The 26,295-nt window shown below is 65.2% G+C and carries 20 protein-coding genes; 13 read left to right on the top strand and 7 right to left on the bottom strand.

Annotated features, from left to right (window positions below; all coding sequences use genetic code 11):
* Positions 1 to 95: 95 nt before the first annotated feature.
* Together rpoC and rpoB are read right to left on the bottom strand one after the other, a co-directional pair.
* On the bottom strand, positions 96 to 4,430 hold the full coding sequence (gene rpoC, locus U4960_RS03495) for a DNA-directed RNA polymerase subunit beta' (RefSeq protein ID WP_324262225.1): 4,335 nt from the start codon (positions 4,428 to 4,430) through the stop codon (positions 96 to 98).
* A 61-nt stretch (positions 4,431 to 4,491) separates the two neighbouring features.
* On the bottom strand, positions 4,492 to 8,697 hold the full coding sequence (gene rpoB / locus U4960_RS03490; protein WP_324262224.1) for a DNA-directed RNA polymerase subunit beta: 4,206 nt from the start codon (positions 8,695 to 8,697) through the stop codon (positions 4,492 to 4,494).
* Between the two features lie 405 nt (positions 8,698 to 9,102).
* Here rpoB and U4960_RS03485 point away from each other — a divergent pair, with 405 nt between their 5' ends.
* The 5 genes from U4960_RS03485 (at position 9,103) to rplL (ending at position 11,390) form a co-directional block, all read left to right on the top strand.
* A complete protein-coding gene (locus tag U4960_RS03485; RefSeq protein ID WP_324262223.1) occupies positions 9,103 to 9,231 on the top strand; it encodes a hypothetical protein in 129 nt (42 codons plus the stop codon).
* A 24-nt stretch (positions 9,232 to 9,255) separates the two neighbouring features.
* Positions 9,256 to 9,798 carry a DUF2975 domain-containing protein gene (locus tag U4960_RS03480; RefSeq protein ID WP_324262222.1) on the top strand — a complete coding sequence of 181 codons (543 nt, stop codon included), beginning with the start codon at positions 9,256 to 9,258 and terminating at the stop codon, positions 9,796 to 9,798.
* A complete protein-coding gene (locus U4960_RS03475) occupies positions 9,798 to 10,043 on the top strand; it encodes a helix-turn-helix domain-containing protein (protein ID WP_324262221.1) in 246 nt (81 codons plus the stop codon). Before U4960_RS03480 ends, U4960_RS03475 begins: the two co-directional genes overlap by 1 nt.
* A 381-nt stretch (positions 10,044 to 10,424) precedes the next feature.
* On the top strand, positions 10,425 to 10,937 hold the full coding sequence (rplJ, locus tag U4960_RS03470) for a 50S ribosomal protein L10 (protein WP_324262220.1): 513 nt from the start codon (positions 10,425 to 10,427) through the stop codon (positions 10,935 to 10,937).
* A gap of 81 nt (positions 10,938 to 11,018) precedes the next feature.
* Positions 11,019 to 11,390, top strand: coding sequence for a 50S ribosomal protein L7/L12 (rplL, locus tag U4960_RS03465; RefSeq protein ID WP_324262219.1), 372 nt, complete (start codon positions 11,019 to 11,021; stop codon positions 11,388 to 11,390).
* 98 nt (positions 11,391 to 11,488) lie between these two features.
* On the opposite strand, the gene U4960_RS03460 is transcribed toward rplL, so the two are convergent.
* A complete protein-coding gene (locus U4960_RS03460) occupies positions 11,489 to 11,902 on the bottom strand; it encodes a c-type cytochrome (RefSeq protein ID WP_324262218.1) in 414 nt (137 codons plus the stop codon).
* 150 nt (positions 11,903 to 12,052) lie between these two features.
* Here U4960_RS03460 and U4960_RS03455 point away from each other — a divergent pair, with 150 nt between their 5' ends.
* The 4 genes from U4960_RS03455 to U4960_RS03440 all read left to right on the top strand — a co-directional run bounded on the left by U4960_RS03455 (position 12,053) and on the right by U4960_RS03440 (position 16,884).
* Complete coding sequence (locus U4960_RS03455; protein ID WP_324262217.1) at positions 12,053 to 13,468, top strand: MATE family efflux transporter; 1,416 nt, start codon at positions 12,053 to 12,055, stop codon at positions 13,466 to 13,468.
* Between the two features lie 136 nt (positions 13,469 to 13,604).
* Positions 13,605 to 13,892, top strand: coding sequence for a co-chaperone GroES (groES, locus tag U4960_RS03450; protein ID WP_324262216.1), 288 nt, complete (start codon positions 13,605 to 13,607; stop codon positions 13,890 to 13,892).
* 56 nt (positions 13,893 to 13,948) lie between these two features.
* Positions 13,949 to 15,598 carry a chaperonin GroEL gene (groL, locus tag U4960_RS03445; RefSeq protein ID WP_324262215.1) on the top strand — a complete coding sequence of 550 codons (1,650 nt, stop codon included), beginning with the start codon at positions 13,949 to 13,951 and terminating at the stop codon, positions 15,596 to 15,598.
* Positions 15,599 to 15,744: 146 nt separating this feature from the next.
* A complete protein-coding gene (locus U4960_RS03440) occupies positions 15,745 to 16,884 on the top strand; it encodes a hypothetical protein (RefSeq protein WP_324262214.1) in 1,140 nt (379 codons plus the stop codon).
* Between the two features lie 454 nt (positions 16,885 to 17,338).
* Here the strand turns inward: U4960_RS03440 and U4960_RS03435 are convergent, their stop codons facing one another.
* Entirely contained in the window at positions 17,339 to 19,657 is a 2,319-nt protein-coding gene (locus tag U4960_RS03435) for a DUF305 domain-containing protein (protein WP_324262213.1), read from the bottom strand.
* A gap of 59 nt (positions 19,658 to 19,716) precedes the next feature.
* Positions 19,717 to 20,523: a sterol desaturase family protein gene (locus U4960_RS03430; protein WP_324262212.1), complete on the bottom strand. Its 807-nt coding sequence runs from the start codon at positions 20,521 to 20,523 to the stop codon at positions 19,717 to 19,719.
* A 53-nt stretch (positions 20,524 to 20,576) separates the two neighbouring features.
* Between U4960_RS03430 and U4960_RS03425 the strand changes: the two genes are divergently transcribed.
* Complete coding sequence (locus U4960_RS03425; RefSeq protein WP_324262211.1) at positions 20,577 to 21,155, top strand: TIGR04282 family arsenosugar biosynthesis glycosyltransferase; 579 nt, start codon at positions 20,577 to 20,579, stop codon at positions 21,153 to 21,155.
* Positions 21,152 to 21,880, top strand: a complete 729-nt coding sequence (locus tag U4960_RS03420; RefSeq protein WP_324262210.1) for a glycosyltransferase — start codon at positions 21,152 to 21,154, stop codon at positions 21,878 to 21,880. Before U4960_RS03425 ends, U4960_RS03420 begins: the two co-directional genes overlap by 4 nt.
* Here the strand turns inward: U4960_RS03420 and U4960_RS03415 are convergent.
* Positions 21,810 to 22,889 (bottom strand): SDR family oxidoreductase, encoded by a 1,080-nt coding sequence (locus tag U4960_RS03415; protein WP_324262209.1) that lies wholly within the window; start codon positions 22,887 to 22,889, stop codon positions 21,810 to 21,812. The two genes, U4960_RS03420 and U4960_RS03415, sit on opposite strands and share 71 nt — an antisense overlap.
* Positions 22,890 to 23,006: 117 nt before the next feature.
* Here U4960_RS03415 and U4960_RS03410 point away from each other — a divergent pair, with 117 nt between their 5' ends.
* Both U4960_RS03410 and U4960_RS03405 read left to right on the top strand, forming a co-directional pair.
* A complete protein-coding gene (locus U4960_RS03410; RefSeq protein WP_324262208.1) occupies positions 23,007 to 24,437 on the top strand; it encodes a dihydrolipoyl dehydrogenase family protein in 1,431 nt (476 codons plus the stop codon).
* Positions 24,434 to 25,423, top strand: a complete 990-nt coding sequence (locus U4960_RS03405) for a radical SAM protein (protein WP_324262207.1) — start codon at positions 24,434 to 24,436, stop codon at positions 25,421 to 25,423. Before U4960_RS03410 ends, U4960_RS03405 begins: the two co-directional genes overlap by 4 nt.
* On the opposite strand, the gene mtnP is transcribed toward U4960_RS03405, so the two are convergent.
* Positions 25,420 to 26,283, bottom strand: coding sequence for an S-methyl-5'-thioadenosine phosphorylase (gene mtnP, locus U4960_RS03400; RefSeq protein WP_324262206.1), 864 nt, complete (start codon positions 26,281 to 26,283; stop codon positions 25,420 to 25,422). The two genes, U4960_RS03405 and mtnP, sit on opposite strands and share 4 nt — an antisense overlap.
* Between the last annotated feature and the right edge of the window lie 12 nt (positions 26,284 to 26,295).

Below are 26,295 nucleotides of genomic sequence, written 5' to 3'. Positions count from 1 at the left end.
GATAGCGGCACGGTGTGCGGATGCAAGAAACCCCGCCCGCGCCGGTGTGGCGCAGGCGGGGTCTTGCTGGTCCCGTCAGACGAGGGAGAGGAGGCTTACTCCTCGCCGTCTGCCGCTTCGGGGTTCAGGTATTCGCCCGCATCGGCGTCAGTGCCGTGGGTTTCGCCCTGCACTGCTGCCAACGGATCATCTCCCATGGGTGCTTCCGGACCCTGCGCCAGTTCGGCGGCATGTTCTTCTGCCGCAGTGGCAGGCGCAATCAGCGATTCCTGCTGCTTCTTCCAGGCTGCCCGGAGCGAGGCATCGCGGCTGTTGGCGATCACACGCATCCGGTTCATGCCCGCACCGGTACCGGCGGGGATGAGACGGCCCACGATCACGTTTTCCTTCAGCCCGATCAGGGTGTCCTTCTTGCCTTCAACCGCCGCCTGCGTGAGCACACGGGTGGTTTCCTGGAACGAAGCCGCCGAAATGAAGCTGCGGGTCTGGAGCGAGGCCTTGGTGATGCCGAGCAGCACCGGCTTGCCCTGTGCGGGCTCCTTGCCCTTGGCCAGCTTGCCGTTGATCTCGACCATCTCCGCGCGGTCGACCTGTTCGCCGATCAGCAGGGTGGTGTCGCCACCATCGGTGATCTCGACCTTCTGCAGCATCTGGCGAACGATCACCTCGATGTGCTTGTCGTTGATCTTCACGCCCTGCAAGCGATAGACTTCCTGGATTTCCGCGACGAGATATTCGGCCAGAGCCTCGATCCCGAGCACTTCCAGAATGTCGTGCGGGTTGGGCAAGCCGGCAATCAGGGTGTCACCCTTCTTGACGAAGTCGCCTTCCTGCACGTCGAGCGGCTTGGTCTTGGGGATCAGATACTCGAGCGGTTCACCTTCCTCCGGCACGATCGCGATCTTGCGCTTGGCCTTGTATTCGCGGACGAATTCGACCTTGCCCGAGATCTTGGCGATGATCGCCAGATCCTTCGGCATGCGCGCCTCGAACAGTTCGGCCACCCGCGGCAGACCGCCGGTGATGTCGCGGTTCTTGGCCGCTTCGCGGCTGGCACGGGCGAGAATGTCACCCGCCTGGACTTCCTGCCCGTCCTCGACCGAGAGGCTGGTGCCCGGAGCAAGCAGGTAACGCGCCGCTTCGGTTTCGTCAGCGTTGGCCGAACCCAGCAGGGTCAGGCGCGGACGCAGGTCTTCCTTCTTCTTGCGCCCGCCGGCCCGGATTTCGGTCACCACGCGCTGGGCGATGCCGGTGGCATCGTCGAAGCGCTCTTCCATGGTCGTACCGTCGATCAGGTCCTGGTAACGCACCACGCCCGAGGTTTCGGTGATGATCGGCAAGCTGAACGGATCCCATTCGGCCAGGCGATCGCCTTCCTTCACATCGGCGCCGTCGGCGAACATCAGCACGGTACCGTAAGGCACCTTGTGCATTTCGCGCTCGCGCCCTTCGGCATCGATCACTGCCAGCTCGCCGTTGCGGGCGAGGCTGAGGATCCGGCCCTTCTTGTCGGTAATCGTGGGCATGTCACGATAGACGATCTTGCCGTCCGACAGCGATTCCAGGTGGCTGGTCTCGTTGAGCTGCGCCGCGCCGCCGATGTGGAAGGTCCGCATCGTCAGCTGCGTGCCCGGCTCACCGATCGACTGGGCCGCGATCACGCCGACCGCTTCGCCGATGTTGACCGGAGTGCCGCGGGCAAGATCGCGCCCGTAGCAGGTGCCGCACACGCCCTGGTCGGCTTCGCAGACCAGCGGCGAACGGATCTTGGCGACCTGCACTTCGGCTTCCTCGATCGCCTTGACCATCGCTTCGTCGAGCAGCGTGCCCGACTTGACGATGACTTCGCCGGTCTTGGCGTTGACCAGGTCCTCGGCCACGGTGCGGCCGAGGATCCGCTCGCCGAGCGAGGCAATCACCGAACCGCCCTGCACGATGGCGCGCATTTCCAGCGCGTTCTCGGTCTTGCAGTTGTCCTCGACGATGACGCAGTCCTGCGACACGTCGACCAGACGGCGGGTCAGGTAACCAGAGTTTGCCGTCTTCAGTGCGGTGTCCGCCAGACCCTTGCGGGCGCCGTGGGTCGAGTTGAAGTATTCAAGAACGGTCAGGCCTTCCTTGAAGTTCGAGATGATCGGCTGCTCGATGATTTCGCCCGAAGGCTTGGCCATCAGGCCGCGCATCCCGGCGAGCTGCTTCATCTGCGCTGGCGAACCACGCGCACCGGAGTGGCTCATCATGTAGATCGAGTTGATCTGGGCTTCCTTGCCGTTCTCGTCGAACGGGCGGGCCTTGATCTTGTCCATCATGGCATCGGCCACCTGGTCACCGCAGCGGCTCCAGGCGTCGATCACCTTGTTGTACTTTTCCTGCTGGGTGATAAAGCCGTCCTGATACTGCTGCTCGTAATCGGCCACCAGCGCCTTGGCCTGCTCGACCAGTTCGATCTTCTCTTCAGGGATGATCATGTCATCCTTGCCGAAGCTGATCCCCGCCTTGAAGGCGTACCGGAAACCGAGGCTCATGATCGCGTCGGCAAACAGCACCGTGTCCTTCTGGCCGGTGTGGCGATAGACCTGGTCGATCACGTCGCCGATTTCCTTCTTGGTGAGAAGGCGGTTGACGATGTCGAACGGAACCTTGTGGCTCTTGGGCAGGCATTCGCCGATCAGCATCCGGCCCGGGGTGGTGATCACCCGTGTCTGCACGATTTCGCCCGCTTCGTTGGCCTGCGGCACGCGGGTAATGATGCGGGTGTGCAGCGTGACCATGCGGGTTTCGATGGCGTGGTGCACTTCCGCGATGTCGGCGAAGCGCGGCAGGCGCTCGATCTGCTCGCCGTTCTCGCCGTCGATGAATTCCGGGGTCTTCTCCTGCCGCTCCATCGAGAGGTAGTAGAGGCCCAGAACCATGTCCTGCGACGGCACGATGATCGGCTTGCCGTTGGCGGGGCTGAGGATGTTGTTGGTGGACATCATCAGCACGCGCGCTTCCAGCTGCGCTTCCAGGCTCAGCGGCACGTGGACCGCCATCTGGTCACCGTCGAAGTCGGCGTTGAACGCAGCGCAGACCAGCGGGTGCAGCTGGATCGCCTTGCCTTCGATCAGCACCGGCTCGAACGCCTGGATGCCAAGGCGGTGAAGCGTGGGCGCGCGGTTGAGCAGCACCGGGTGTTCGCGGATCACTTCGTCCAGGATGTCCCAGACTTCCTTGCGTTCCTTTTCGACCCACTTCTTGGCCTGCTTCAGAGTCATCGACAGACCCTTGGCATCGAGCCGCGCGTAGATGAACGGCTTGAACAGTTCGAGCGCCATCTTCTTGGGCAGGCCGCACTGGTGCAGCTTGAGTTCCGGGCCGGTCACGATGACCGAGCGGCCCGAATAGTCGACGCGCTTGCCGAGCAGGTTCTGGCGGAAACGGCCCTGCTTGCCCTTGAGCATGTCGGACAGCGACTTCAGCGGACGCTTGTTGGCGCCGGTGATGACGCGGCCGCGGCGGCCGTTGTCGAACAGGGCGTCAACGGCTTCCTGCAGCATGCGCTTTTCGTTGCGGACGATGATGTCCGGCGCGCGCAGCTCGATCAGGCGCTTCAGGCGGTTGTTGCGGTTGATCACGCGGCGGTAGAGATCGTTGAGATCCGAGGTCGCGAACCGGCCACCATCGAGCGGCACCAGCGGGCGCAGTTCGGGCGGGATGACCGGGATCACGTCGAGGATCATCCATTCGGGCTTGTTGCCCGATTCGATGAACGATTCGACGATCTTCAGGCGCTTGATGATCTTGGCCGGCTTCAGCTTGGACTTGGTGGTCGCCAGTTCCTCGATCAGGTCCTCGCGTTCCTGCTCAAGATCCAGTTCCATCAGCATCAGCTTGACCGCTTCGGCGCCGATCCCGGCGGTGAAGGCATCTTCGCCGTATTCGTCCTGGTATTCGTAGAGCTCATCTTCCGAGAGCAGCTGGAACTTCTCCAGCGGGGTCAGGCCCGGCTCGGTGACGATGTAGTTCTCGAAATAGAGCACCCGCTCGAGCTGCTTGAGCTGCATGTCGAGCAGCAGACCGATGCGGCTGGGCAGGCTCTTGAGGAACCAGATGTGCGCCACCGGGGCGGCCAGCTCGATGTGGCCCATCCGCTCGCGGCGGACCTTGGTCACGGTCACTTCGACGCCGCACTTTTCGCAGACGACGCCCTTGTACTTCATCCGCTTGTACTTGCCGCACAGGCACTCGTAGTCCTTCACGGGGCCGAAGATGCGGGCACAGAACAGGCCGTCACGTTCCGGCTTGAAGGTGCGGTAGTTGATCGTTTCCGGCTTCTTGATTTCGCCGAACGACCACGAACGGATCCGCTCCGGCGAGGCAATGCCGATCTGGATCTCGTCGAAAGTTTCGGGCTTCGCGAGCTGGTTGGTGAATTTGGTCAGCTGGTTCATGACTGTCTTTCCCTGGCGGGTGATTGGCTAGCGTAAGGAGGGGTGAGCGAGGCCGGAGCCCCTACTCTGCCGCCTGCGGCCAGGCGTCGTTGTCGCTTTCGTCGCTCAGCGACTTCAGTTCGACATTGAGGCCAAGGCTGCGCATTTCCTTGACGAGCACGTTGAAGCTTTCCGGAATGCCGGCCTCGAAGGTGTCGTCACCCTTGACGATCGCTTCGTAGACCTTGGTCCGGCCGACCACGTCATCCGACTTCACGGTCAGGATTTCCTGCAACGTGTAGGCGGCGCCGTAGGCCTGCAGGGCCCAGACCTCCATTTCCCCGAAACGCTGGCCACCGAACTGGGCCTTGCCGCCCAGCGGCTGCTGGGTGACGAGGCTGTAGGGGCCGATCGAACGGGCGTGGATCTTGTCATCGACCAGGTGGTGGAGCTTGAGCATGTACATGCAGCCCACGGTCACCTTGCGGTCGAAGGCATCGCCGGTGCGGCCATCATAGAGCGTGACCTGGCCCGAGGTGGGCAGGTTGGCCTTCTGCAGCATGGCCGAGATATCCGCTTCGCGGGCACCATCGAATACCGGCGTACCCATCGGCACCCCGGTGACGAGGTTGCCGGCCAGCTCGATGATTTCGTCATCGCTGCGGCCGTTCACTTCGTCGGCATAGTCCTCGCCATAGACATCGACCAGCTTCTCGCGAACCGCCTCGGGCGGCCGGGCGGCCGTCGCATCGGGGTTGGCGATCCGCCATTCGTCGAGCGCGGCTGCAACCTGGTGGCCCAGGCTGCGGGCCGCCATGCCGAGGTGGGTTTCGAAGATCTGGCCCACGTTCATCCGGCTCGGCACGCCGAGCGGGTTTAGCACCATGTCGACCGGCGTACCGTCCTCCATGAAGGGCATGTCCTCGATCGGCAGCACGCGGCTGATGATGCCCTTGTTGCCGTGGCGGCCGGCCATCTTGTCGCCGGTCTGCAGCTTGCGCTTGATGGCCACGAAAACCTTGACCATCTTGAGCACGCCCGGGGCGAGTTCGTCACCGCGTTCGAGCTTCTCCTTGCGGTCCTCGAACCGCTCGTCGATCACCTTGACGGCTTCGTCGTACTGCGACTTCACCGCTTCGATCTGCGCCTGGCGCCCGTCTTCGGCTACCGCGAACTTGAACCATTCGAACCGGTCCACGCTCTCGAGCACCTCTTCGGTGATCTCGACGCCCTTCTTCACGCCCTTCGGCACGGCCGAGGCGATCTGGCCCAGCAGCATGTCGCGCAGACGGTTGTAGGTCGCCCGGTTGAGAATCGCACGTTCGTCAGCCGCATCCTTGCGCAGCCGCTCGATTTCCTCGTGCTGGATGGCGCGGGTACGGTCGTCGATCTCGATCCCGTGGCGGTTGAACACGCGCACCTCGACCACGGTCCCGGCAACACCCGGAGGCAGCTTGAGCGAGGTATCGCGCACGTCACTGGCCTTTTCGCCGAAGATCGCGCGGAGCAGCTTTTCTTCCGGCGTCATCGGGCTTTCACCCTTGGGCGTGATCTTGCCGACCAGGATATCGCCCGGATGCACTTCGGCACCGATGTAGACGATGCCCGCTTCGTCGAGGTTGCGCAGGGCTTCCTCGCCGACGTTGGGAATGTCGCGGGTGATGTCCTCTGGCCCGAGCTTGGTGTCGCGGGCCATGACTTCGAATTCCTCGATGTGGATCGAGGTGAACACGTCATCCTTGGCGATCCGCTCGGAGATCAGGATCGAGTCTTCGTAGTTGTAGCCGTTCCAGGGCATGAACGCGACGAGCGCGTTGCGGCCCAGTGCCAGCTCGCCCAGGTCGGTCGAGGGACCGTCGGCGATCACGTCGCCCACTTCCACCAGATCGCCGACCTTCACCAGCGGGCGCTGGTTGATGCAGGTGTTCTGGTTGGAGCGCTGGAACTTCTGCAGGCGGTAGATGTCCACGCCCGACTGGCCGGGTTCGACATCGCCGATCGCGCGGATCACGATGCGGGTGGCGTCAACCTGGTCGACCACGCCGCCGCGGGTGGCGGCAATCGCAGCACCCGAATCGCGCGCCACGGTTTCTTCCATCCCGGTGCCGACAAACGGCGCTTCGGCGCGCACCAGCGGCACGGCCTGACGCTGCATGTTCGATCCCATCAGCGCGCGGTTGGCGTCGTCGTTTTCCAGGAACGGAATGAGCGAGGCGGCCACCGAGACGAGCTGCTTGGGCGAAACGTCCATCAGCGTGATCTGGTCACGCGGAAGCATCACGAACTCGCCTTCCTGGCGGGCGGAGACCATCTCGTCGACGAACACGCCGTTGTCATCGAGTTCGGCCGAAGCCTGGGCGACGGCGTTCTTCTGCTCTTCCATCGCCGACAGGTAGACCACATCGTCGGTCACCTTGCCCTCCTTGACCTTGCGGTAAGGGGTTTCGATGAAGCCGTACTTGTTCACCCGGCTGAACGAGGCCAGCGAGTTGATCAGGCCGATGTTGGGGCCTTCCGGCGTTTCAATCGGGCAGATCCGGCCATAGTGGGTCGGGTGGACGTCGCGGACTTCGAAGCCTGCCCGCTCGCGGGTGAGACCGCCCGGCCCGAGCGCCGAAACGCGACGCTTGTGAGTGACTTCGGAGAGCGGGTTGGTCTGGTCCATGAACTGCGACAGCTGCGAGCTGCCGAAGAACTCGCGCACCGCGGCCACCGCCGGCTTAGCGTTGATCAGGTCGTTCGGCATCACCGTGCTGACGTCGACCGAGCTCATGCGCTCCTTGACGGCGCGCTCCATCCGCAACAGGCCGACGCGGTACTGGTTTTCCAGCAGTTCGCCGACCGAACGGACGCGGCGGTTGCCAAGGTTGTCGATGTCATCGACATCGCCCTTGCCGTCCTTGAGGTCGACCAGTTCCTTGACCACGGCCAGGATGTCTTCCTTGCGCAGGGTCGTGACGGTGTCTTCGGCATCGAGGCCCAGCCGCATGTTGAGCTTGACGCGGCCCACGGCCGACAGGTCATAGCGTTCGGCATCGAAGAACAGGCCTTCGAACAGCGCCTCGGCGGTTTCCTTCGTCGGCGGTTCGCCCGGACGCATGACCTTGTAGATCGCTTCCAGACCTTCGTCACGGTTCTCGGCCTTGTCGACCTTGAGCGTGTTGCGGATCCACGGGCCGGTGGCGATGTGGTCAATGTCGAGCAGTTCGAGCCGGTCGATGCCGGCCTTGTCGAGCACTTCGAGGTTCTCGGTGCTGACTTCGTCGCCCGCTTCGATCCAGATGCGGCCGGTGCTTTCGTCGATCAGGTCACGCGCGGAATAGCGGCCGAAGATTTCCTCGGTCGGAATCAGCAGGTGGGTCAGCCCGTCCTTGGCCGCCTTGTTGGCAGCGCGGGGCGAGATCTTCTGGCCGGCCGGGAACATTTCCTCGCCGGTGCTGGCGTCGATCAGCGGGAAGGCCGGCTTCTGGTTGCGCCAGCTTTCGGCGCTGTAGGGCATCTTCCAGCCGCCCGAATCTTCAACCCCGCTCTTGCCGGAAACGCGTTCCCAGACGACGGTGTTGTAGAACTGGTGCAGCACCTGTTCGCTGTCGAGACCCAGTGCGTAGAGCAGCGAGGTGACCGGCAGCTTGCGCTTGCGGTCGATCCGCACGTTGACCACGTCCTTGGCGTCGAATTCGAAATCGAGCCACGAACCACGGTAAGGGATGACGCGGGCTGCAAACAGCAGCTTGCCCGAGCTGTGGGTCTTGCCCCGGTCATGATCGAACAGGACGCCCGGCGAACGGTGCATCTGGCTGACGATGACCCGTTCGGTGCCATTGATGATGAAGGTGCCGTTCTCGGTCATGAGCGGCATGTCGCCCATGTACACGTCCTGCTCCTTGATATCGAGCACGGAGCGGGTTTCGGTTTCCTGGTCCACCTCGAACACGATCAGGCGCAGGGTCACCTTCATGGGCGCGGCATAGGTAATCCCGCGCTGGCGGCATTCGGTCTGGTCGTACTTGGGCGGTTCCAGCTCGTAATGCACGAAGTCAAGCTCGGCCGTGCCGGCGAAATCGCGGATCGGGAAGACTGAGCGCAGGGTCTTTTCCAGGCCGGAGACATAGCCGATGCTGCGGTCGGAGCGGAGGAACTGCTCGTAGCTTTCGCGCTGGACCTCGATCAGGTTGGGCATCGGCACGGTTTCGTGAACGTCGCCGAAAATCCTGCGGATGCGCTTCTTCGCGGTGCCCGAAACCTTTGCGCCCGATGCCTTCGCCGTTGCGCTCTTTGTCTTCGCCATGGAGGGTAGCCTGCCTCTTGATTGGGCCGGGGCAGTGCCCGGCTCGTCTGGAAACCTGTCACAACGCAGGAAAACCCAGATACCGGGACGCGAACGAGCCGCATTGCGAATCGCCCATGAGGCGCCGCAAGCAGCTTTGCACGTCGCGAAACTGGATCGCCGCGCTTCCTTCCGTAGGACTGGTCCCCGCGTATGGACCGGCCTTGCTCGAAGCGGGCGGTAGGCTGCGCATGTAGGGTGGGCGGCAGCGCGTGTCAACGGCGCCAAGGGCTGCTGAGGTGCAGCAGGCCCAGACAGGCTTATCGCGCAACAACCTCGGTGATATTGTTTTACGATATTATTGATTGACAATATGGCGACTCGCTCTTATTGATTGTCGATACCAACCATCAAGGAGTTCGATAAATGACCAATCTTTCCCGGAATGTCGCCGCAGCCTTCGCCGCTGTCCTGATCGTCGCCACCAGCATGGCGCAGGTGGTCACCGTGCCGCCCGCCCAGGCATCGGTCATCATCACCCCCGCCATTGCCTGATCCAGAGAAACGGGAGAATTCGTCATGACCCAGACCGGAAGAGATCCGCTGCTGCTCGCAGCACAGGGGCTGCTGTGGTTTTTCATCGGCGCGCTGTGCTTCGCCCTGATCATGGTCGGCATCGGCCTCCCCGCCGCTGCCATTTTCCAGGACCGCATCATTGCCGAAGCCGCCGCCAAGGGCATCACTGCCGGGCCTGAACTGGTCGGCGCCGTGCTGCTGGTCATGGTCGCCGTGTTCGTCTTCCTTGGCCTCGCGGTCTACTTCCTGATGCTCCTGCTCAGGATCGTGGGCAGCGTGAAAGAGGGTGATCCCTTCATCGCCATCAATGCCGAGCGACTGTCACGCATGGGCTGGATTGCCCTTGCCAGCCAGCTGGCGACAATCCCGCTCGCCGCCGTGGTCCTGTGGATCGACGAACTGGTCGGCGACGTGGAGGATGTCCACATCGACACCGACCTCGGCGTAAGCGGTGAAGGCCTGCTGCTGGTGCTGATCCTCTTCATCCTCGCCCGTGTCTTCCGCAAAGGCGCTGAAATGCGCGACGAACTGGAAGGGACCGTGTGATGCCGCCCCGCCCCGAAAACAGCGAAGAAGGAACCCGGATCATGGTCAAGCTCGACGATCTGCTCCACGCCCGCCGCATGACCCTGACCGAGCTGAGCGAACGGATCGGCCTGACCCTGGCCAATCTCTCGATCCTCAAGACCGGCAAGGCCAAGGCAATCCGTTTCTCCACCCTGGAAGCGATCTGCCGCGAACTGGACTGCCAGCCGGGGGACCTGCTGGGCTATCAGACCCCGCAGGAATAGCCTCCCGCCCGGCAGGTGCAGCGCCAGTGGCGCCACCGCTTCGGGAATGGCTCGCCCCGGTTGGGCGGGCCATTCTTGTTGACTCTGGGACCGAACCCGCTAGTGGCCCCCTCGTTCGCTGGGCCGACGGGTCCAGCGGGCAACCGTCCGAGACAGTTGGTGCAGGCAATCAGGCCTGCTTAATGTCCAGCCTAGACGGGGAAACGAGATTTCCGGCGATCTTGCGCAAGCAATCGCCCGCGTGTCCGCCATGATGACGGCACACACCCTCCTTCCCTTTCGACGGACTCGCCCGTGCCCGGAGCTTCGGCCCCTGGCATGGACAAACGTAGCCGATCATGCGGGAGCCATCCCGCACGATCATTTGTGAAGGAGTATGGCATGGATCGTTCGCAGAAAGCCGACGCGGTTGCCCAGCTCAACGCAGTCTTCAACGAAGTTGCCGTGGTGGTCGTCACCCGCAACCTCGGCATGACGGTGGCTCAGTCCACCGATCTGCGCGGGAAGATGCGCGCTGCTGGTGCGACCTACAAGGTTGCGAAGAACCGCCTCGCCAGGCTCGCCCTTGAAAACACCGACTATGTCGGGCTGGATGACTTGCTCACCGGTCCGGTCGGGCTGGCCTGGTCGACTGACCCGGTCGCGGCCGCCAAGGCCGCTGTCGAATTCGCCAAGACGAACGACAAGCTCGAAATCATCGGTGGTTCGATGGGTACCGTGGTGCTCGATGAAGCAGGGATCCGGGCGCTTGCCTCGATGCCGAGCCTCGACGAGCTGCGCGCCAAGCTTATCGGTCTGGTCAATGCCCCGGCGACGAAAATCGCCCAGGTCGTTACCGCACCGGCAGCGAAGGTCGCCCGCGTGTTTGCCGCTTACGCGGACAAGGCAGCCTAAGAGACGCTTTTTCGTCAGACGACACAATCTCGGGGTTTCGGACACGGTGTCCTGCCCCGCCACAATTTGGAGTGAACCATCATGGCTGATATTGCCAAGCTTGTTGAAGAACTTTCGAAGCTGACCGTCCTCGAGGCGGCTGACCTTGCCAAGGCCCTCGAAGAAGCATGGGGCGTTTCCGCCGCTGCTGCTGTCGCGGTTGCAGCCGGCCCCGCCGCTGCTGCCGAAGCCGTTGAAGAGCAGACCGAGTTCGACGTGATCCTCACCGGCGACGGTGGCAAGAAGATCCAGGTCATTAAGGAAGTCCGCGCCATCACCGGCCTGGGCCTGACCGAAGCCAAGACGCTGGTCGAGAGCGCCCCGAAGGCGATCAAGGAAGGCGTCAACAAGGCCGAAGCCGAAGACATCAAGGGCAAGATCGAAGCCGCTGGCGGCACGGTCGAACTCAAGTAAGCGTCTTTCGCTTCACGCGAGATCAGGAAGGGGCGGTACCGCAAGGTGCCGCCCCTTTCGTTTGGGCGCCATCAGCACGGTGAGAACCCGGCTGCTGCTCAGATTGTCCCGAGCCAGGCAATCAGTTCCGCCCGCGCGGCATCGTCCGTCAGCCCGGCGTAGGCCATCTTGGTGCCGGGCACGACCGCGCGCGGGTCTTTCAGATAGGCGTCAAGCGTCGCTTCGTCCCAGACAAGACCGCTCTGCCGCATCGCGGTGCTGTAGGCGAACGACGGTTCCTGCCCGGACTTGGCCCCCACCACGCCTGCCAGACTGGGACCGATCCCGTTCTTGCCCGGCACGACGGCGTGACAGGATGCACACTGCGCGAAGGCGGCAGGGCGGACAGCCACCTGCGCGGGCGTGGCATCACCGGAGGGAGCGGAGGCACCGGGCGGCGGCGCGTCGGGCTCGCTCCCGCACCCCGCAAGGGCAAAAGCCAGTGGCAGTGCGGCGACAACGAGGCGTCTCATGTTATTCTCCGGCAGGTTCGGGCCGCATGTGGCCACACGCCCCCGCCATGGCAAGCTGTGACGGATTGGCCGCGCCACGCGGAAAACTCGCACTGCGATCGCCAGCCGGACTTTGACCTGTCGCACGGCGCGGCTATCCGGGCCGGCTGCATGAACCGCGCGCACATCTCGAACGGGATCCGGTCCCCCTGGCGTCAGGAACTGGCTGCAACCGTGCAGCTGGCCTGGCCGCTGGTGCTGACCAACCTGACCATGGCCTCGATCGGCGCGGCCGACGTGCTGATGGTCGGCTGGCTGGGCCCGGCCGAACTGGCGGCCGCCTCGCTCGGGTTCAACCTGTCGATGCTGCTGGCGATCTTCGGCATGGGCCTGGTCACCGGGGCCTCGCCGCTGATGGCGAGCGAGATCGGGCGCATGCCCCATTCGGTCCGCGACGTGCGCCGCAGTGTGCGCCAGTCACTCTGGCTGGTGGCATTCCTGACACCGTTCATCCTGTTCACCCTGTGGCACACCGGCCCGATCCTGCGGGCGATGGGGCAGGAGGCAGCGCTGGCGGACGCGGCGCAGGCCTATGTCCGCGCCTACATGTGGTCGATCCCGCTGTTCCTGTTCACGCTGTGCCTGCGCAATTTCCTGGCTGCGGTGGAGCGGCCGATCTGGTCGCTGGTTACCGGCGTGGCCGGGGTGCTGGCCAACGTGCTGTTCAACTACGGCCTGATCTTCGGCAACTTCGGCCTGCCGGCGCTCGGCCTGGTCGGGGCCGGGGTCGCCAGCGTGCTGACCAATGCGCTGATGCTGGCCCTGATTGTCCTGGTCATCACGCATGACCGCCGCTTCCGGCGCTACCACCTCCTCGGGCGCTGGTGGCGCAGCGACTGGCCGCGCCTGTGCCAGATGGTGCGGCTGGGCCTGCCGATCGGCGTCAGCCACGCGTTCGAGGCCGGGGTGTTCACCGCCGCCGTGATCCTGATGGGCTGGATTTCCACCGCTGCCGTGGCCGCCCACGCGGTGGCGCTGCAGCTTGCCAGCCTGACCTTCATGGTGCCGATGGGCCTGGCCCAGGCCGCCACCGTGCGGGTCGGCATCGGCCATGGCCGGCGCGACCGCGAGCATATCCGCCGCGCGGGGTGGACCAGCTACCTGCTGGGGACCGGGTTCATGGCGATGATGGCGCTGGCAATGATCGCCATGCCGGAAACGCTGACCGGCCTGTTCATCGACCGGACCAACCCCGCCAACGCCGAAGTCGCAACCCTGGCGGTCAGCTTCCTGCTGGTCGCCGCCCTGTTCCAGGTGGTCGACGGGGCACAGGTGGTGGGCGCGGGCATGCTGCGCGGGCTGCACGATACTTTCGTGCCGATGCTGTTCGCGCTGCTGGGCTACTGGGTGATCGGCATCGGCCTTGGCGCGTGGCTGGCGTTCGAGCAGGGCTGGGGCGGGGTCGGGATCTGGACCGGGCTTGCCGCCGGGCTGGGGATCGTGGCGGTGCTGATGCTCGGGCGCTGGCTGCTGCGCTACAGGCTGGGCCTGGTGGGTCAATGGCCCGATCCGACGGCGCGCGGCTGAGCCCTGCCCGGCCGCGAAATTTTTTCCTGCCTGCCGCTGTTGACTCGCACCGGCCCCGCCCCCACATGCGGCTCGCTGGCACTCTCGCAGGGAGAGTGCCAAGGCACATTCACATTCAACAGGAAAGGTCATTACAATGGCATTTCGTCCACTGCACGACCGCGTGCTGGTCCGGCGCATCGAAGCCGAAGAAAAGACCGCTGGCGGCATCATCATCCCCGACAACGCCAAGGAAAAGCCCAGCGAAGGCGAAGTGCTCGCCGTCGGTGAAGGCAACCGCGACGAAGACGGCGACCGCATCCCGCTCGACGTCAAGGTCGGCGACCGCGTTCTGTTCGGCAAGTGGTCGGGCACCGAAGTCAAGGTCGACGGGGAAGACCTGCTGATCATGAAGGAAAGCGACATCATGGGCGTGATCGCCTGACCGGCTGATCCCGCTACGCTTTTCCCTTTCAACAACCCAATTCAGGAGAAACAATCATGGCAGCCAAGGACGTAAAGTTCGGCCGTGACGCCCGCGAACGCATTCTCAAGGGCGTCGATACCCTCGCCAATGCCGTCAAGGTCACGCTCGGCCCCAAGGGTCGCAACGTGGTGATCGACAAGAGCTTCGGCGCACCCCGCATCACCAAGGACGGCGTTACCGTCGCCAAGGAAATCGAGCTCAAGGACAAGTTCGAGAACATGGGCGCGCAGATGCTGCGCGAAGTCGCCAGCAAGACCAACGACCTCGCCGGTGACGGCACCACCACCGCCACCGTGCTCGGCCAGGCGATCGTGCGCGAAGGCATGAAGTCGGTTGCTGCCGGCATGAACCCGATGGACCTTAAGCGCGGCATCGACCTCGCGGTCGAAAAGGTGGTCGAGAACCTCAAGAGCCGTTCGAAGGAAGTCTCGGGCTCGCAGGAAATCGCCCAGGTCGGCATCATTTCCGCCAACGGTGACCGTGAAGTCGGCGAGAAGATCGCCGAAGCCATGGAAAAGGTCGGCAAGGAAGGCGTGATCACCGTCGAGGAAGCCAAGGGCCTCGAGTTCGAACTCGATGTCGTCGAAGGCATGCAGTTCGACCGCGGCTACCTCAGCCCCTACTTCATCACCAACCCCGAAAAGATGGTGGTGGAGCTGGAGAACCCGTACATCCTGATCCACGAGAAGAAGCTGTCGAACCTGCAGTCGATGCTGCCGGTGCTCGAAGCGACGGTCCAGTCGGGCCGCCCGCTGCTGATCATCGCGGAAGACATCGAAGGTGAAGCGCTGGCCACCCTGGTGGTCAACAAGCTGCGCGGCGGCCTGAAGGTTGCAGCGGTCAAGGCACCGGGCTTCGGCGATCGCCGCAAGGCCATGCTGCAGGACATCGCGATCCTGACCAAGGGCGAGATGATCAGCGAAGATCTCGGCATCAAGCTGGAGAACGTGACGCTGGCCATGCTCGGCCAGGCCAAGAAGGTCACCATCGACAAGGACAACACCACGATTGTCGATGGCGCCGGCGATGCTGAAGACATCAAGGCACGGGTCACCGAAATCCGCACCCAGATCGACAACACCACCAGCGACTATGACCGTGAAAAGCTGCAGGAACGCCTGGCGAAGCTCGCCGGCGGGGTTGCCGTGATCAAGGTCGGCGGCGCTTCGGAAGTCGAAGTGAAGGAGCGCAAGGACCGCGTCGACGACGCCCTGCACGCCACCCGCGCTGCGGTGGAAGAAGGCATCGTCCCCGGTGGCGGCACCGCGTTGCTTTACGCCACCAAGGCTCTCGAAGGCCTGAAGGGCGCGAACGACGACCAGACCCGCGGGATCGACATCGTCCGCAAGGCGATCGTCGCTCCGGTGCGGCAGATCGCAGAGAACGCCGGTCATGATGGTGCGGTCGTCTCGGGCAACCTGCTGCGTGAAAACGACGAAACGCAGGGCTTCAACGCTGCCACCGACACTTACGAGAACCTCGTGGCTGCCGGTGTGATCGACCCGACCAAGGTCGTTCGCGTGGCTCTGCAGGATGCGGCCTCGGTCGCCGGCCTGCTGATCACCACCGAAGCGGCAATCACCGACGCGCCGGAAGACAAGCCCGCCGCCGGCGGCATGCCCGACATGGGCGGCATGGGCGGCATGGGCGGAATGGGCTTCTAAGCCCCTCCACCCAGCCCATCGGCTGAAACAGGAAACCCCGGCGGAGCGATCCGCCGGGGTTTTTTGGTGAACGGGTGGTGATTTCCCACTCTGGCCAAGGTTCGACATGCATTGTACCCTTCCGCAAGCGGTGAGGATCAACTGTCATGCGAATTGCTATTCTGGCAGCAGTGTTCAGTTTCCTGCTTTCTTCCGGCATCGTCGCTGCGGAGGATAGCGCCAAGCCTTCGATACCGGCCAACACCCTTTTCACCGACGCATGCAAGTTGATCCCCGAGGTTCCGGATGCCTGCACGATTGCGGTTGCGGCAGCGACATTTCTTGCTCCGACCTACGAACCAAGAAAAGCAACTGACGGGGAAAGGCGCCTGTCGGAACTTGGCTATGTCGCGCAGTACTATCCCGCACGGTCCGGTCTGTTCGGCGATCTGACCGACGCCTTCCTGATCGCCGAGCGTGGCGGCAATCGCGTCTACCTCGTCATCACCGGGACCGAATCCGGCCGCGACTGGATCGAAAATGCGAAGGCAAAAGCGTACACAAGCAAGTGGCGCGACGGGTATTATTACACTCCGCCCGGTCATGCCGGATTCCGCAGTGGAGCCCTGAATGTCATCCGGAAACTGCTGGTGGCTAATGAATTTGACCAGGCTCCTCTGGCTTTTCCGACAGCGCGCAGCGAACTTTCCCGCTTCCTCTGCCGGGCGGAACTGCGCCCTGGGCCGGACGGCAAGATTGGCATCGTGCTGGCAGGGCATAGCCGTGGCGCCGCGATTGCCCAGCTTCTGGCTCCCGCCTTGTCCGGCTACGAGATGGTGGTCCCGTCCGAAACGCCAGGCCAAGCCGTGGCTGTGCAGGGCCATTGGCCGCTCCGCCTTGACGCGCTGGTAGGGTTTGCCATGCCGATATCGGTCTACACGCGCACGGACGATGAGGCGGGTCTCGATTTGGCTGGCAAGCCCGACCAGTGGGATGTTTACGGGCGCGCGAAGGTCGCGGAAAAATCCCTTATCTTCCTGAACGAAAGGGATATTGTTCCTCTGCTTTCGTTAGGACTGGGTGCCCAGCTTGGGCATCAATTCCGGCTTGAGCCAAGTGAAGCTCGTGCCAATAAAATCTTCTACTCTCGTTTCAACAGTGCCAATGCATTGTCGCTGATTCAGGCGCACGGTTCCGGCGGCTATTGCGAAGATGTGCTCAAGGCGTTTGGTGCCGATGAGCCAGAGGGCGATGCCGGCAAGTGTGAAAAACGCACTTTCTCGCAACCCCCGGTGACGAGGCGATAACAGGCGTTGCTCATGCCACCAGCGGCTTTCGGCCAGATCATCCGCGCTCCTTTATCCCCGCACAGGTGATGCGGCATTGAGGCCCCGAATTCCTCGAAGCGCGGAGCCATGCGACGAAGGACAGCGTGACCCCGGCTCGGAGGCCGGGGAAGCTGGGGCGGACTCATCACAGCCACGTTTCCTACACCGCACTGTTCCGCTAGCATGCGGCGTGGCGGACTAGTCTCGCCCCGCTCTTTGACTTCTTCCGGTTAACCCTTGCCCTTGCGGTTGGCGGCGTGCGGGCGTTTTTGCGCGCTGCGCGCTTGTCCGTCCGGCCCGGAGAGGGTGGCCCAAACCATATTAATACAACAGGTTACCCACAGCAGCAGTGGGTGACGCGGTGTCACCTTTGTCACCCTGCCTGCCGCCCCGGGTTCGGTGCCCCACACCCGGGGCGCAGCCCGGCGGCCCCTTAACCGCCCTTGCGGCTTGCCTCGGCTGCGGCCGCCACGTCCGCCGGCCAGGTCACCTGGGTCTGCGTCTGCGGGTTGAACACGTCGCCGGGGTAGATCGCAGCTTCGGCGGCGGCGATCTCTTCGGCAGTGAGGAACTGGCTCGGCTCCAGCGCGAACACGTCCAGCCCGCGGGTGATCTCGGTCGCGTAGATGCGGCCGCGATACCAGTAGGCCGACCAGTATCCGCCCACCACCAGCTGGTCCTTGTCGACCGGGCCGCGGTCAAAATAGGCGATCTCCTGCGGGTTGGCCGCATCGGTGAAGTCGATCACCGAAATGCCGCCCTGGTACCAGGCCTGGACGAACAGGTCGCGCCCCGGAACCGGGATGATCGAGCCGTTGTGGGCGACGCAGTTCTCCTTGTCCCCCTGCGGGGCGGGCAGCTTGTAGGTGCCGCGATAGACCAGCTTGCCATTCTCGACGCCGTAGAAGGCGTTGGCGCCCCAGTTCTTCGGATCGCCCGCCTGGCAGCGCGGCCGGCCCCCGCCGCCCCATTCGTCGGTGAAGATCACGGTCGACCCGTCGTTGTTGAAGGTGGCCGAGTGCCAGTAGGCAAAGCCCTTGTCGGTCACCGCGTCGATCCGCTTCGGCTTCATCGGATCGGAAATGTCGAACACGATGCCGTTGCCCGAGCAGGCCCCGGCAGCGAGCTTCCTGGCCGGAAACACGGTGATGTCATGGCACTGGTCGGTCCGGTAGGTGTCCTGCGTCCCGTCGCCATGGTCACCGCCGCGCCACAGCCCGGCAATCTGGCCTTCCGCCGCAAACACGCGCGGGCTGTCAACGATCCGCGCCTTCGACGGGTCGGCCACCGGGATCTCGATCACGTCGATGCTGAACAGCGCGGTGCGGGTATCGCCGGTGTCATCCCCGATGCAGCCGGCCAGCTCCTTCTCGTCGCGCACGCCCGAGGTGCCGGAGTTGTAGACCACCAGCCGTTCCGCATCGGCGCTGACGATCGAATGGGTGTGGCTGCCACGGCAGGTCTGCACCTGGCCGACCTGGCGCGGGCGGGTCACGTCGGAAATGTCGAAGATCCGCAGGCCGCGGAACCGCTCGGCGCTGATCCGCTCGGGCACGCCCTGCAGCCCGCAATCGACCCGCCCGGTGGTCTGTTCGACCGACATGATCAGCAGGTTGCCGACCACCGAGACGTCCCCCTGCCCACCCGGGCAGACGACCGAACTGACCAGCGTGGGCACACCGTCTTCGCCGAGGCGATAGGCGTTCCAGCCGTGGTAGTTGCCGGCCACCATCAGATCGCCGGAAAAGGCCATGTCGGTATTGGCAAAGTCGAACGGCGATCCGCGCTTGCCGAATTGCGGCTTGGCATCCGCCTCTTCGCCTGCAGGTGGCGGGGTTCCGGCGGCGGGCGGGGCGGCGGGTGGGGCGGCGGTGGCGGCAGGTGCAGCCGCTATCCGGTGCCCGGCGTGCGGGTCGGCGGCAGTCTCCGCCTTGGGCGCTTCAGCCGTCCCGTCCTTCTTGTCTTCCTTCTTGGGCATGACCGGCTGGAGGCCCGCCGGGTTGGCCGGATCGACGAAGCCGGCCGGCTTGGCCAGGCTCACCACCTTGCGCAAGTTGAGAATGGCTTCCCCCGCATCGGCAAAGCCTGCCGCCAGCGTGGCGCGCGGATCTTCCGAGAGCGTGGCGTAGAGCGCGTTCATCCGCTCGATCTCGGCCTTCTGATCGGTCTCGACATCGTTGACGAAGCGCTGCTGACCCGGGTCGAAGGCGGTGCCGGGCACGCGCAGCAGGTCTTCCACCATGTCCAGCGCGCCCCGGTGGTGGGCAATCATCAGCTGGAGGAACAAGCGCTCGAACGCGACGCCATCGAGCGTGGCCAGCCGCGCCATGTCTTCGGGGCTGGCCATGCCCTTCATCGTGTGGTGGGCATGGCCCATGCCGGCCATCGCGACCGGTTCGCTGCGCTCTTCCAGCCAGCCGCGCATGAAGGCGATCTCGTCTGCCTGGCTGGCGTCAATCCGCCCGGCCACGGCCACGATTTCCTCGCGACTGGTCCGCCCCTTGACCAGCGCCGCCATTTCCACCGCCTGCTGGTGGTGGACGATCATGCCCTGCATGAAGGCGATGTCGGCCGGGGTCCAGGTCAGTGCAGCGAGACGGGTCGCTTCATCGGCACCGATCACCCTGGGTGCTTCCCCCGGCGCGCCGGGCTGGATGATCGGAGCTTCCTGCGCAGCCACGGCACTGGCCGAGGCGAGCAGGCTTGCGGCGAGCGAAAGACGGGTAAACTGGCGGCTGTGACGAGCGAACATGCGAAAGGCCCCTTGGTGCAAAACTCTTGCCCCCTATGGGCCTGCTCGGGCCGCCCAAGTCAATCCAACGCTGGTCGATTGAAGTCAGCCGTTCGTCGGGCGAACGGCGCTGCCAGCGCGTGATCGATGGCCACGTCGGCCAGCGCCTGCGGATCATCCACCCCGATGATGAAGGTGCCGGGAGGGGGGTCTGCGCGGAAGGTCCCGTGCAGCCGGTCCCACAGGCTGAGCCCGCTGGTGAAGTTGCTATCCTGCTGCTCGGGCACCCGCGAATGGTGCAGGCCGTGCATCTCCGGCGTGGTCAGCACCGTGCGCAGCCGCTGGTCCCACCCCTCCGGCAAGCGCAGGTTCGCATGGTGGAACAGGATCGAGGCGTTGAAGAACCGCCGCCACCAGCGCAGGGTCTTGGGGCTGACGCCCGCCAGCCGCACCTGCACCAGCCGCCACGGCAGCGAGACCAGCATATCGAGCGGGTGAAACCGCACCGCCGTGCTGGCGTCCATGTCGGGATCGACGTGGTGGACGCGGTGGAAACGCCACAGGAACGGCACCCGGTGCGTCGCCACGTGCCACCAGTAGAACCCGTAATCCATCGCCGCGATCCCGCCGAGCAGGCGCAGAGGGCGTGGCAAGCGCTGGGCAAGGCCGCGCTCCTTGGCCAGGTTGCCGCGCGCAATCGCCCGGGTCAGCGGCTCCTCTACCGCGGCGACGATGACCGCACACCCGGCCCCGAGCGCAGCATTGCGCAGGTTGCGCGGCACATCGGGCAAGGTCTGCTGCCGCAAGGGCCGCTTGCGCTCGGCCACCAGCAGGGCGGCGACACCGGTGGCTGCGGCCAGAGCAACAAGGAGGCGGGCGCGGTTCATTGCGGCAACCCTGCCCCATGGCGCTGGCTGCGTCGAGCGGCTAGTGGGTCACCATGGCCCCGCCCCTGCTTTCGATCTTCGCCCGCTGGCCGCGCCCCGGCGAGGTCAAGACCCGGCTGATCCCGCACTTCGGCGCAGAGGGCGCGGCAACGATCTACACCCGCCTGCTGGCGCACACGATTGCGGTGGCACGCGCCAGCGACGTGCCGTTCGAATTGCGCGTGACCGGCGGCGCGCCGGAGCTGTTCCGCGCAGCCTTCGGGCCTGACCTCACCGTGACATCGCAGGGCGAGGGCGATCTCACTGCCCGTCTATCGGCCGTACCCGCACCGGCAATCGTGATCGGCAGCGACTGCCCCGGCCTGACGCCTGCCGTCCTGCAAGCCGCGGCAGACGCTCTCACAACCGACCCCATGGTGATCGGCCCGGCCAGCGATGGTGGGTACTACCTGCTCGGCTACAACGCGGACGCGGCCTTTGCCTTTTCAGACATGCCATGGAGCACGCCTGCGGTGTTCGAGGAAACCCTGCGCCGGTTCGCGCAGCGCGGCATTCGTCCGGCAGTGCTGCCGGAACTCAGCGACGTCGATACGCCCGAAGACCTCGCCCGCTGGCCGGAGTTCCTGCCATGAACCCTTCGCCCGTCGCACTCGTCATCCCGGTGCTGGACGAGGAAAAGGCCCTGCCCGCGCTGGTCGAGGTGCTGCGCCAGCTTGACCCGCAACCGGCCGAGATCGTGGTGGTCGATGGCGGCAGCTCAGACCGGAGCCCGGAGATCGCCCGCGCCGCTGGCTGGACCCTGGTAGAGACCGAGGCGGGTCGCGGCTGGCAGATAAATGCCGGTGTCGCCGCCGCCACCGCGCCGCTGGTCTGCGTGCTCCATGCCGACAGCGTACCCCCGCGCGATATGGTGCAGGTCATCCGCGAAACGCTGGCCGAACCAAGAATCGCGCTCGCCAGCTTCACCCCGCTGATCCGGGGTGACAAGACCCGCTGGGGCACCACTGTCCACAACTGGCTGAAGACCTGGTACGCGCCGCTGATTACCCGCCCGCATCTGTTCCTGCGCGGGGTGCGGCTGCTGTTCGGCGACCACGGGATGTTCTTCCGCCGCGCGCAGTTCCTCACCATCGGCGGCTGCACCCCGGGGGACGCGGTGATGGAGGAGGCCGACCTGTGCGTGAAATTCGCAGCACTCGGCAAGATCCGCATGGTCCCGCGCTGGATCGTCACCTCGGACCGGCGGATCGCCGCCTGGGGGCCGCTCAAGGCCAACTGGATCTATTTCAAGGTCGGCATTCTCTGGGCTGTGGGCGCGCGCGCCAGGCTGGCACGGCACTATCCGCACGTGCGCTAGCGGCCAGAAACCCGACCGCGATACAGTGGTCGATCAGGCGGCGAATGTAGGCCTCGCCCGTTTCCGGGCAGCCGGCCCCGGCAATCGCGCGGAAGGCCGAATCGTCGAAGTGGGGGTTGCGCTGGAAATAGCTGGCATAGAGCCCGGCCACCCGGCGGAACAGGCGGCGCTCCAGGGCAGGCAGCATGGAGGGATCGAACGCCTCTGGCGCAACCAGTTCCGGCTCGTGAAAGTGCGGGTAGGCCCCGATCGCGGCGGTGAACCGCCCGACCGGCAAGGGCTGGCCGGAAACAAGGTGGAAGGTACCCCCCGCCGCCTGCTCCATCCTTTCGCCAAGCAGGGCGATGCCTGCCGCGACATGATCGACCGGCACGAAGTCGAGCGTCGCCCCGGCGCGGGCTGGCATATGGCGCACGCGGCCTTCGGCAATCAGCTTGAACGCGGCATATGTGGTGTCGAACTGGCGGATGGTGCCATCGCCATGCTCCCCGACCACGATCGAGGGGCGCGCGATGGCCCAGGTAAGACCGCTGGCGCGCACCAGCCGCTCGCCGGCCGCCTTGCTTGCTTCATAGCCGTTGGCGAAACCGGTTTCGGGCAGCGGGTCACTCTCCTTGATAAGGCCGTCGCGCACTCCGCAGACATAGGCAGTGCTGACATGGAGAAAGGCCATCCCGCCTGCACCGGCCAGCCTGAGCGCCTCGGCCGTGCCGCCCACGTTGACGGCGGCATAGTCCGCCTCGTCGAGGTCGAACCGGACGGTCGCGGCGCAATGGACCAGCAGGTCATGGCCAGCGGCCGCCGCGTCCCATGCGTCTTGATCCCAGCCGAATTGCGGCAGCGAGACATCCCCCTGCACCGCCCCGGCCACGGCGACCGGGCGGCCCCGGTTGTCGCACACCTGCGGGTTGCGATGGACCAGCGCGGTCACGCTGTGCCCGGCTGCTGCGAGCCGGGCGCAGACCTCCCCGCCGAGCAAGCCGGCGGCCCCGGTAACGAATACCCTCAACAGCAGGCCGCCGGGCTGGCCGGAACCGAGTTCATGTAACGTGGTGCCTCAATTGCGCGAACGGGAATGCAGAACATGCTTCGCGGGCGAGGCATAACGGGTTACGCGGGGCGCACAATGAAATTTACCCATGATGCAATCGTGATCGGCGCGGGCGCCGCAGGCCTCACCGCAGCAGGCGGCGTGGCCCTGTTCGGGCTGAAGGCCGTGCTGGTCGAAGGCCACAAGATGGGCGGCGAATGCCTCAACAACGGCTGCGTACCGTCGAAGGCGCTGATCACTGCCGCCAAGCGCGCGGCCGAGGCGCGGGTAGCGACCCGCCACGGCGTGACGCTCGCCCCGCCGCAGGTCGACTGGGCCGGGGTCATGGCGCACGTCCGCCAGGCGATTGCCGAGATCGAGCCCCATGATTCGGTCGAGACGTTCGAAGGCATGGGCGTCGAAGTCATCCCGGGCTGGGCCCGGGTCACCGGCGCGCATTCGGTCGAGGTCGATGGCCGCACGCTCACCGCCCCTCGGATCGTGATCGCCACCGGCTCGAAGCCGATGGTGCCGCCGATCGAAGGCCTGGACAGCGTACCCTACCTCACCAACGAAAACCTGTTCGATCTGGCCGAGCAGCCAGAGCACCTCGTCATCATCGGTGGCGGGGTGATCGGGATGGAGATGGCACAAGCCTTCCGCCGCCTCGGCAGCGCGGTCACCGTGGTCAACCCCGGCCCGCTGATGGGGCGGGACGATCCGGAATCCGTCGCCGTGGTGCGCGCCGTGATGGAGGAGGAGGGCGTCCGCTTCATCGACGGCACGGTGTGCAGGGCCGAGGGCCGCGCAGGTGCGCTGCGCGTGGAAATCAGCCTGTCGGATGGCGGCAGCGAGGCGGTCGATGGCTCACACCTGCTGGTCGCGGTCGGTCGCAAGGCCAATTGCCGCGGCTTCGGGCTGGAGGAAGTGGGCGTGGAAATTGGCCCGAACGGGATTGTCACCGATGCCCGGCGCCGCACCTCGGTCAGGTCGATCTACGCCATCGGCGATTGCCGCGACGGACCGCGCCTGACCCATGCCTCGGGCTACGAGGGCTCCAACGTGGCGCTGGAGATCGTCACCGGAATCCCGACCAAGGTCGATTACCGCGCCCTGCCCTGGTGCACCTATACCGAGCCCGAAGTGGCGCAGGTGGGGCTGACCGAGGCCGAAGCGCGCGCGCAGCACGGCGATGCAGTCATCGTGGTCAAGGAAGGCTTCGACGACAACGAACGCGCCATTGCCGAGGGCGACACCCGGGGCCACCTCAAGCTGGTGCTCAAGGGCAAGAAAGTGCTCGGCGCCAGCATTGTCGGGAAGAACGCGGGCGAGTTGCTGCTGCCGTTCAGCCAGAGCATCACCGGCAAGAGCAGCACCTTTGCCATGGGCAGCGCAGTAATCAGCTACCCCACCCGCAGCGAGATCGCCAAGGCCGCCGCCTTCAGCGCGTGGGAACCGACCGTGTTCGGCAAGGTGCCGAAGAAATACGCGGCGCTGGTGGCGAAGCTGCGCCGGACGTTTGCATGAGCGAGGCCCGCACCCGCTCGCGCAACGCGCCCACAGGCCCCTCGCCGTTCCGGGTCGACGGGGCACTGCTGCCGCGGGAGAAGTTCGCCGATCCCGAATGGACCGCCAAGGGCGAGCGCCGGGCATCAGTGCCACTAACCCGGCTCGAAACGCTGTGGCTCAACACCGGGACGCTGTGCAACCTCGCCTGCGCCACCTGCTACATCGAAAGCAGCCCGACCAACGATGCGCTGGTCTATCTTGCCGCCAGCGACGCGGCGCGTTTCCTCGACGAGGCGCAGGGGATGGGCACCCGCGAGATCGGCTTTACCGGCGGCGAGCCGTTCATGAACCCGCAGTTCCTCGCCATGCTCACCGATGCGCTCGAACGCGGGTTCGACGCTCTGGTGCTGAGCAATGCGATGAAGCCGATGCGACGCCACGAGGCGGCATTGCTCGCCCTGCGCGCGCGGTTCGGGGACAGGCTGACGATCCGCGTGAGCCTCGACCACCACACGCAAGCAGGCCACGAAGGCGAGCGCGGTCCGAACAGCTGGGCGCCGGGGCTGGACGGCCTGAAATGGCTGTCAGACAACCATTTCTCCATCGCGGTCGCAGGCCGCCTGCTGCCGGGCGAAAGCATGGGCGAAGCGCGCGATGGCTACGCCCGGCTGTTCGCCGCCGAGGGCGTGGGGATCGACGCGCACGATCCGGCCCGGCTGGTGCTGTTCCCGGAAATGGACGCGACCCGCGACATTGCCGAAATCACGGTCGATTGCTGGGGCATCCTCGGCAAGTCACCGGCGCAAATCATGTGCGCGACCAGCCGGATGGTCGTCCACCGCAAGGGCGAGCCCGCCCCGCGCGTCGCCGCCTGCACGCTGATCCCTTACGACCCGCAGTTCGACATGGGCGCGACGCTGGCCGAAGCCTCGGGCGAAATCGCCCTCAACCACCCCCACTGCGCCCGCTTCTGCGTGCTCGGCGGGGCGAGCTGTTCCGCCTAGAGCACCCGTCCCGCCACCGCATCCAGCTTCGCCAGCACGGCCGGATCGCGCGCATCGGGCGCGGTGATCAGGGCGTGGTCGAGCACGGTGTCAAGCGGTGTGGGTTCACGCACTTCGGGCAGGGCGGCGATGAACCGCTCCACCGCCTGCCGCGCAATCGCGCCATTGGCGTGCATCTGTTCCAGCACCTGGCTGACTTCGACAAAGGCGGCATCCTCGCGCCAGCAGTCGTAATCGGTCACCATGCCGAGCAGGGCGTAAGGCATCTCCGCCTCGCGGCACAGTTTCGCTTCCGGCATGGCGGTCATCCCGATCACGTCCGCACCCCACTGGCGGTAGAGGTGGCTTTCTGCGCGGGTGGAAAACTGCGGCCCTTCCATCGCGAGATAGGTGCCACCGCGCACGACCGTGCCGCCCGCCGCCTCGACCGCGTCCGCCGCCATCGCGCTGAGGCGCGGGCAGACCGGCTCGGCCATGCTGACATGGGCGACCATGCCGGTGCCGAAGAAACTGGATGGGCGACCTTTGGTGCGGTCGATGAACTGGTCGACCGCCACGAAGCGGCCCGGCGGCAGTTCCTCGCGCAGGGAGCCGACCGCGCCGATGGCGAGAATGTCGGTGCACCCGGCGCGCTTGAGCGCGTCAATATTGGCGCGGACGTTGAGTTCCGACGGGGCAACGCGGTGGCCGCGCCCGTGGCGGGGGAGGAAGCGCACCCGAACCGGACCGATCCGCCCGCACAGGATCTCGTCCGACGCTTCGCCGAACGGGGAGTTGACGCGGATCCACTGCGCGTCTTCCAATGCGTCGATCTGGTAGAGGCCGCTGCCCCCGATGATGCCGATGGTCCAGGTGGTCATGGGGCGTTTCTA

The sequence above is a fragment of the Altererythrobacter sp. H2 genome (assembly GCF_035319885.1).
Taxonomy (GTDB): domain Bacteria; phylum Pseudomonadota; class Alphaproteobacteria; order Sphingomonadales; family Sphingomonadaceae; genus 34-65-8.
Note: the sequence above shows the minus strand (reverse complement) of the source record. Positions and strands in the feature narration are given on the sequence as shown.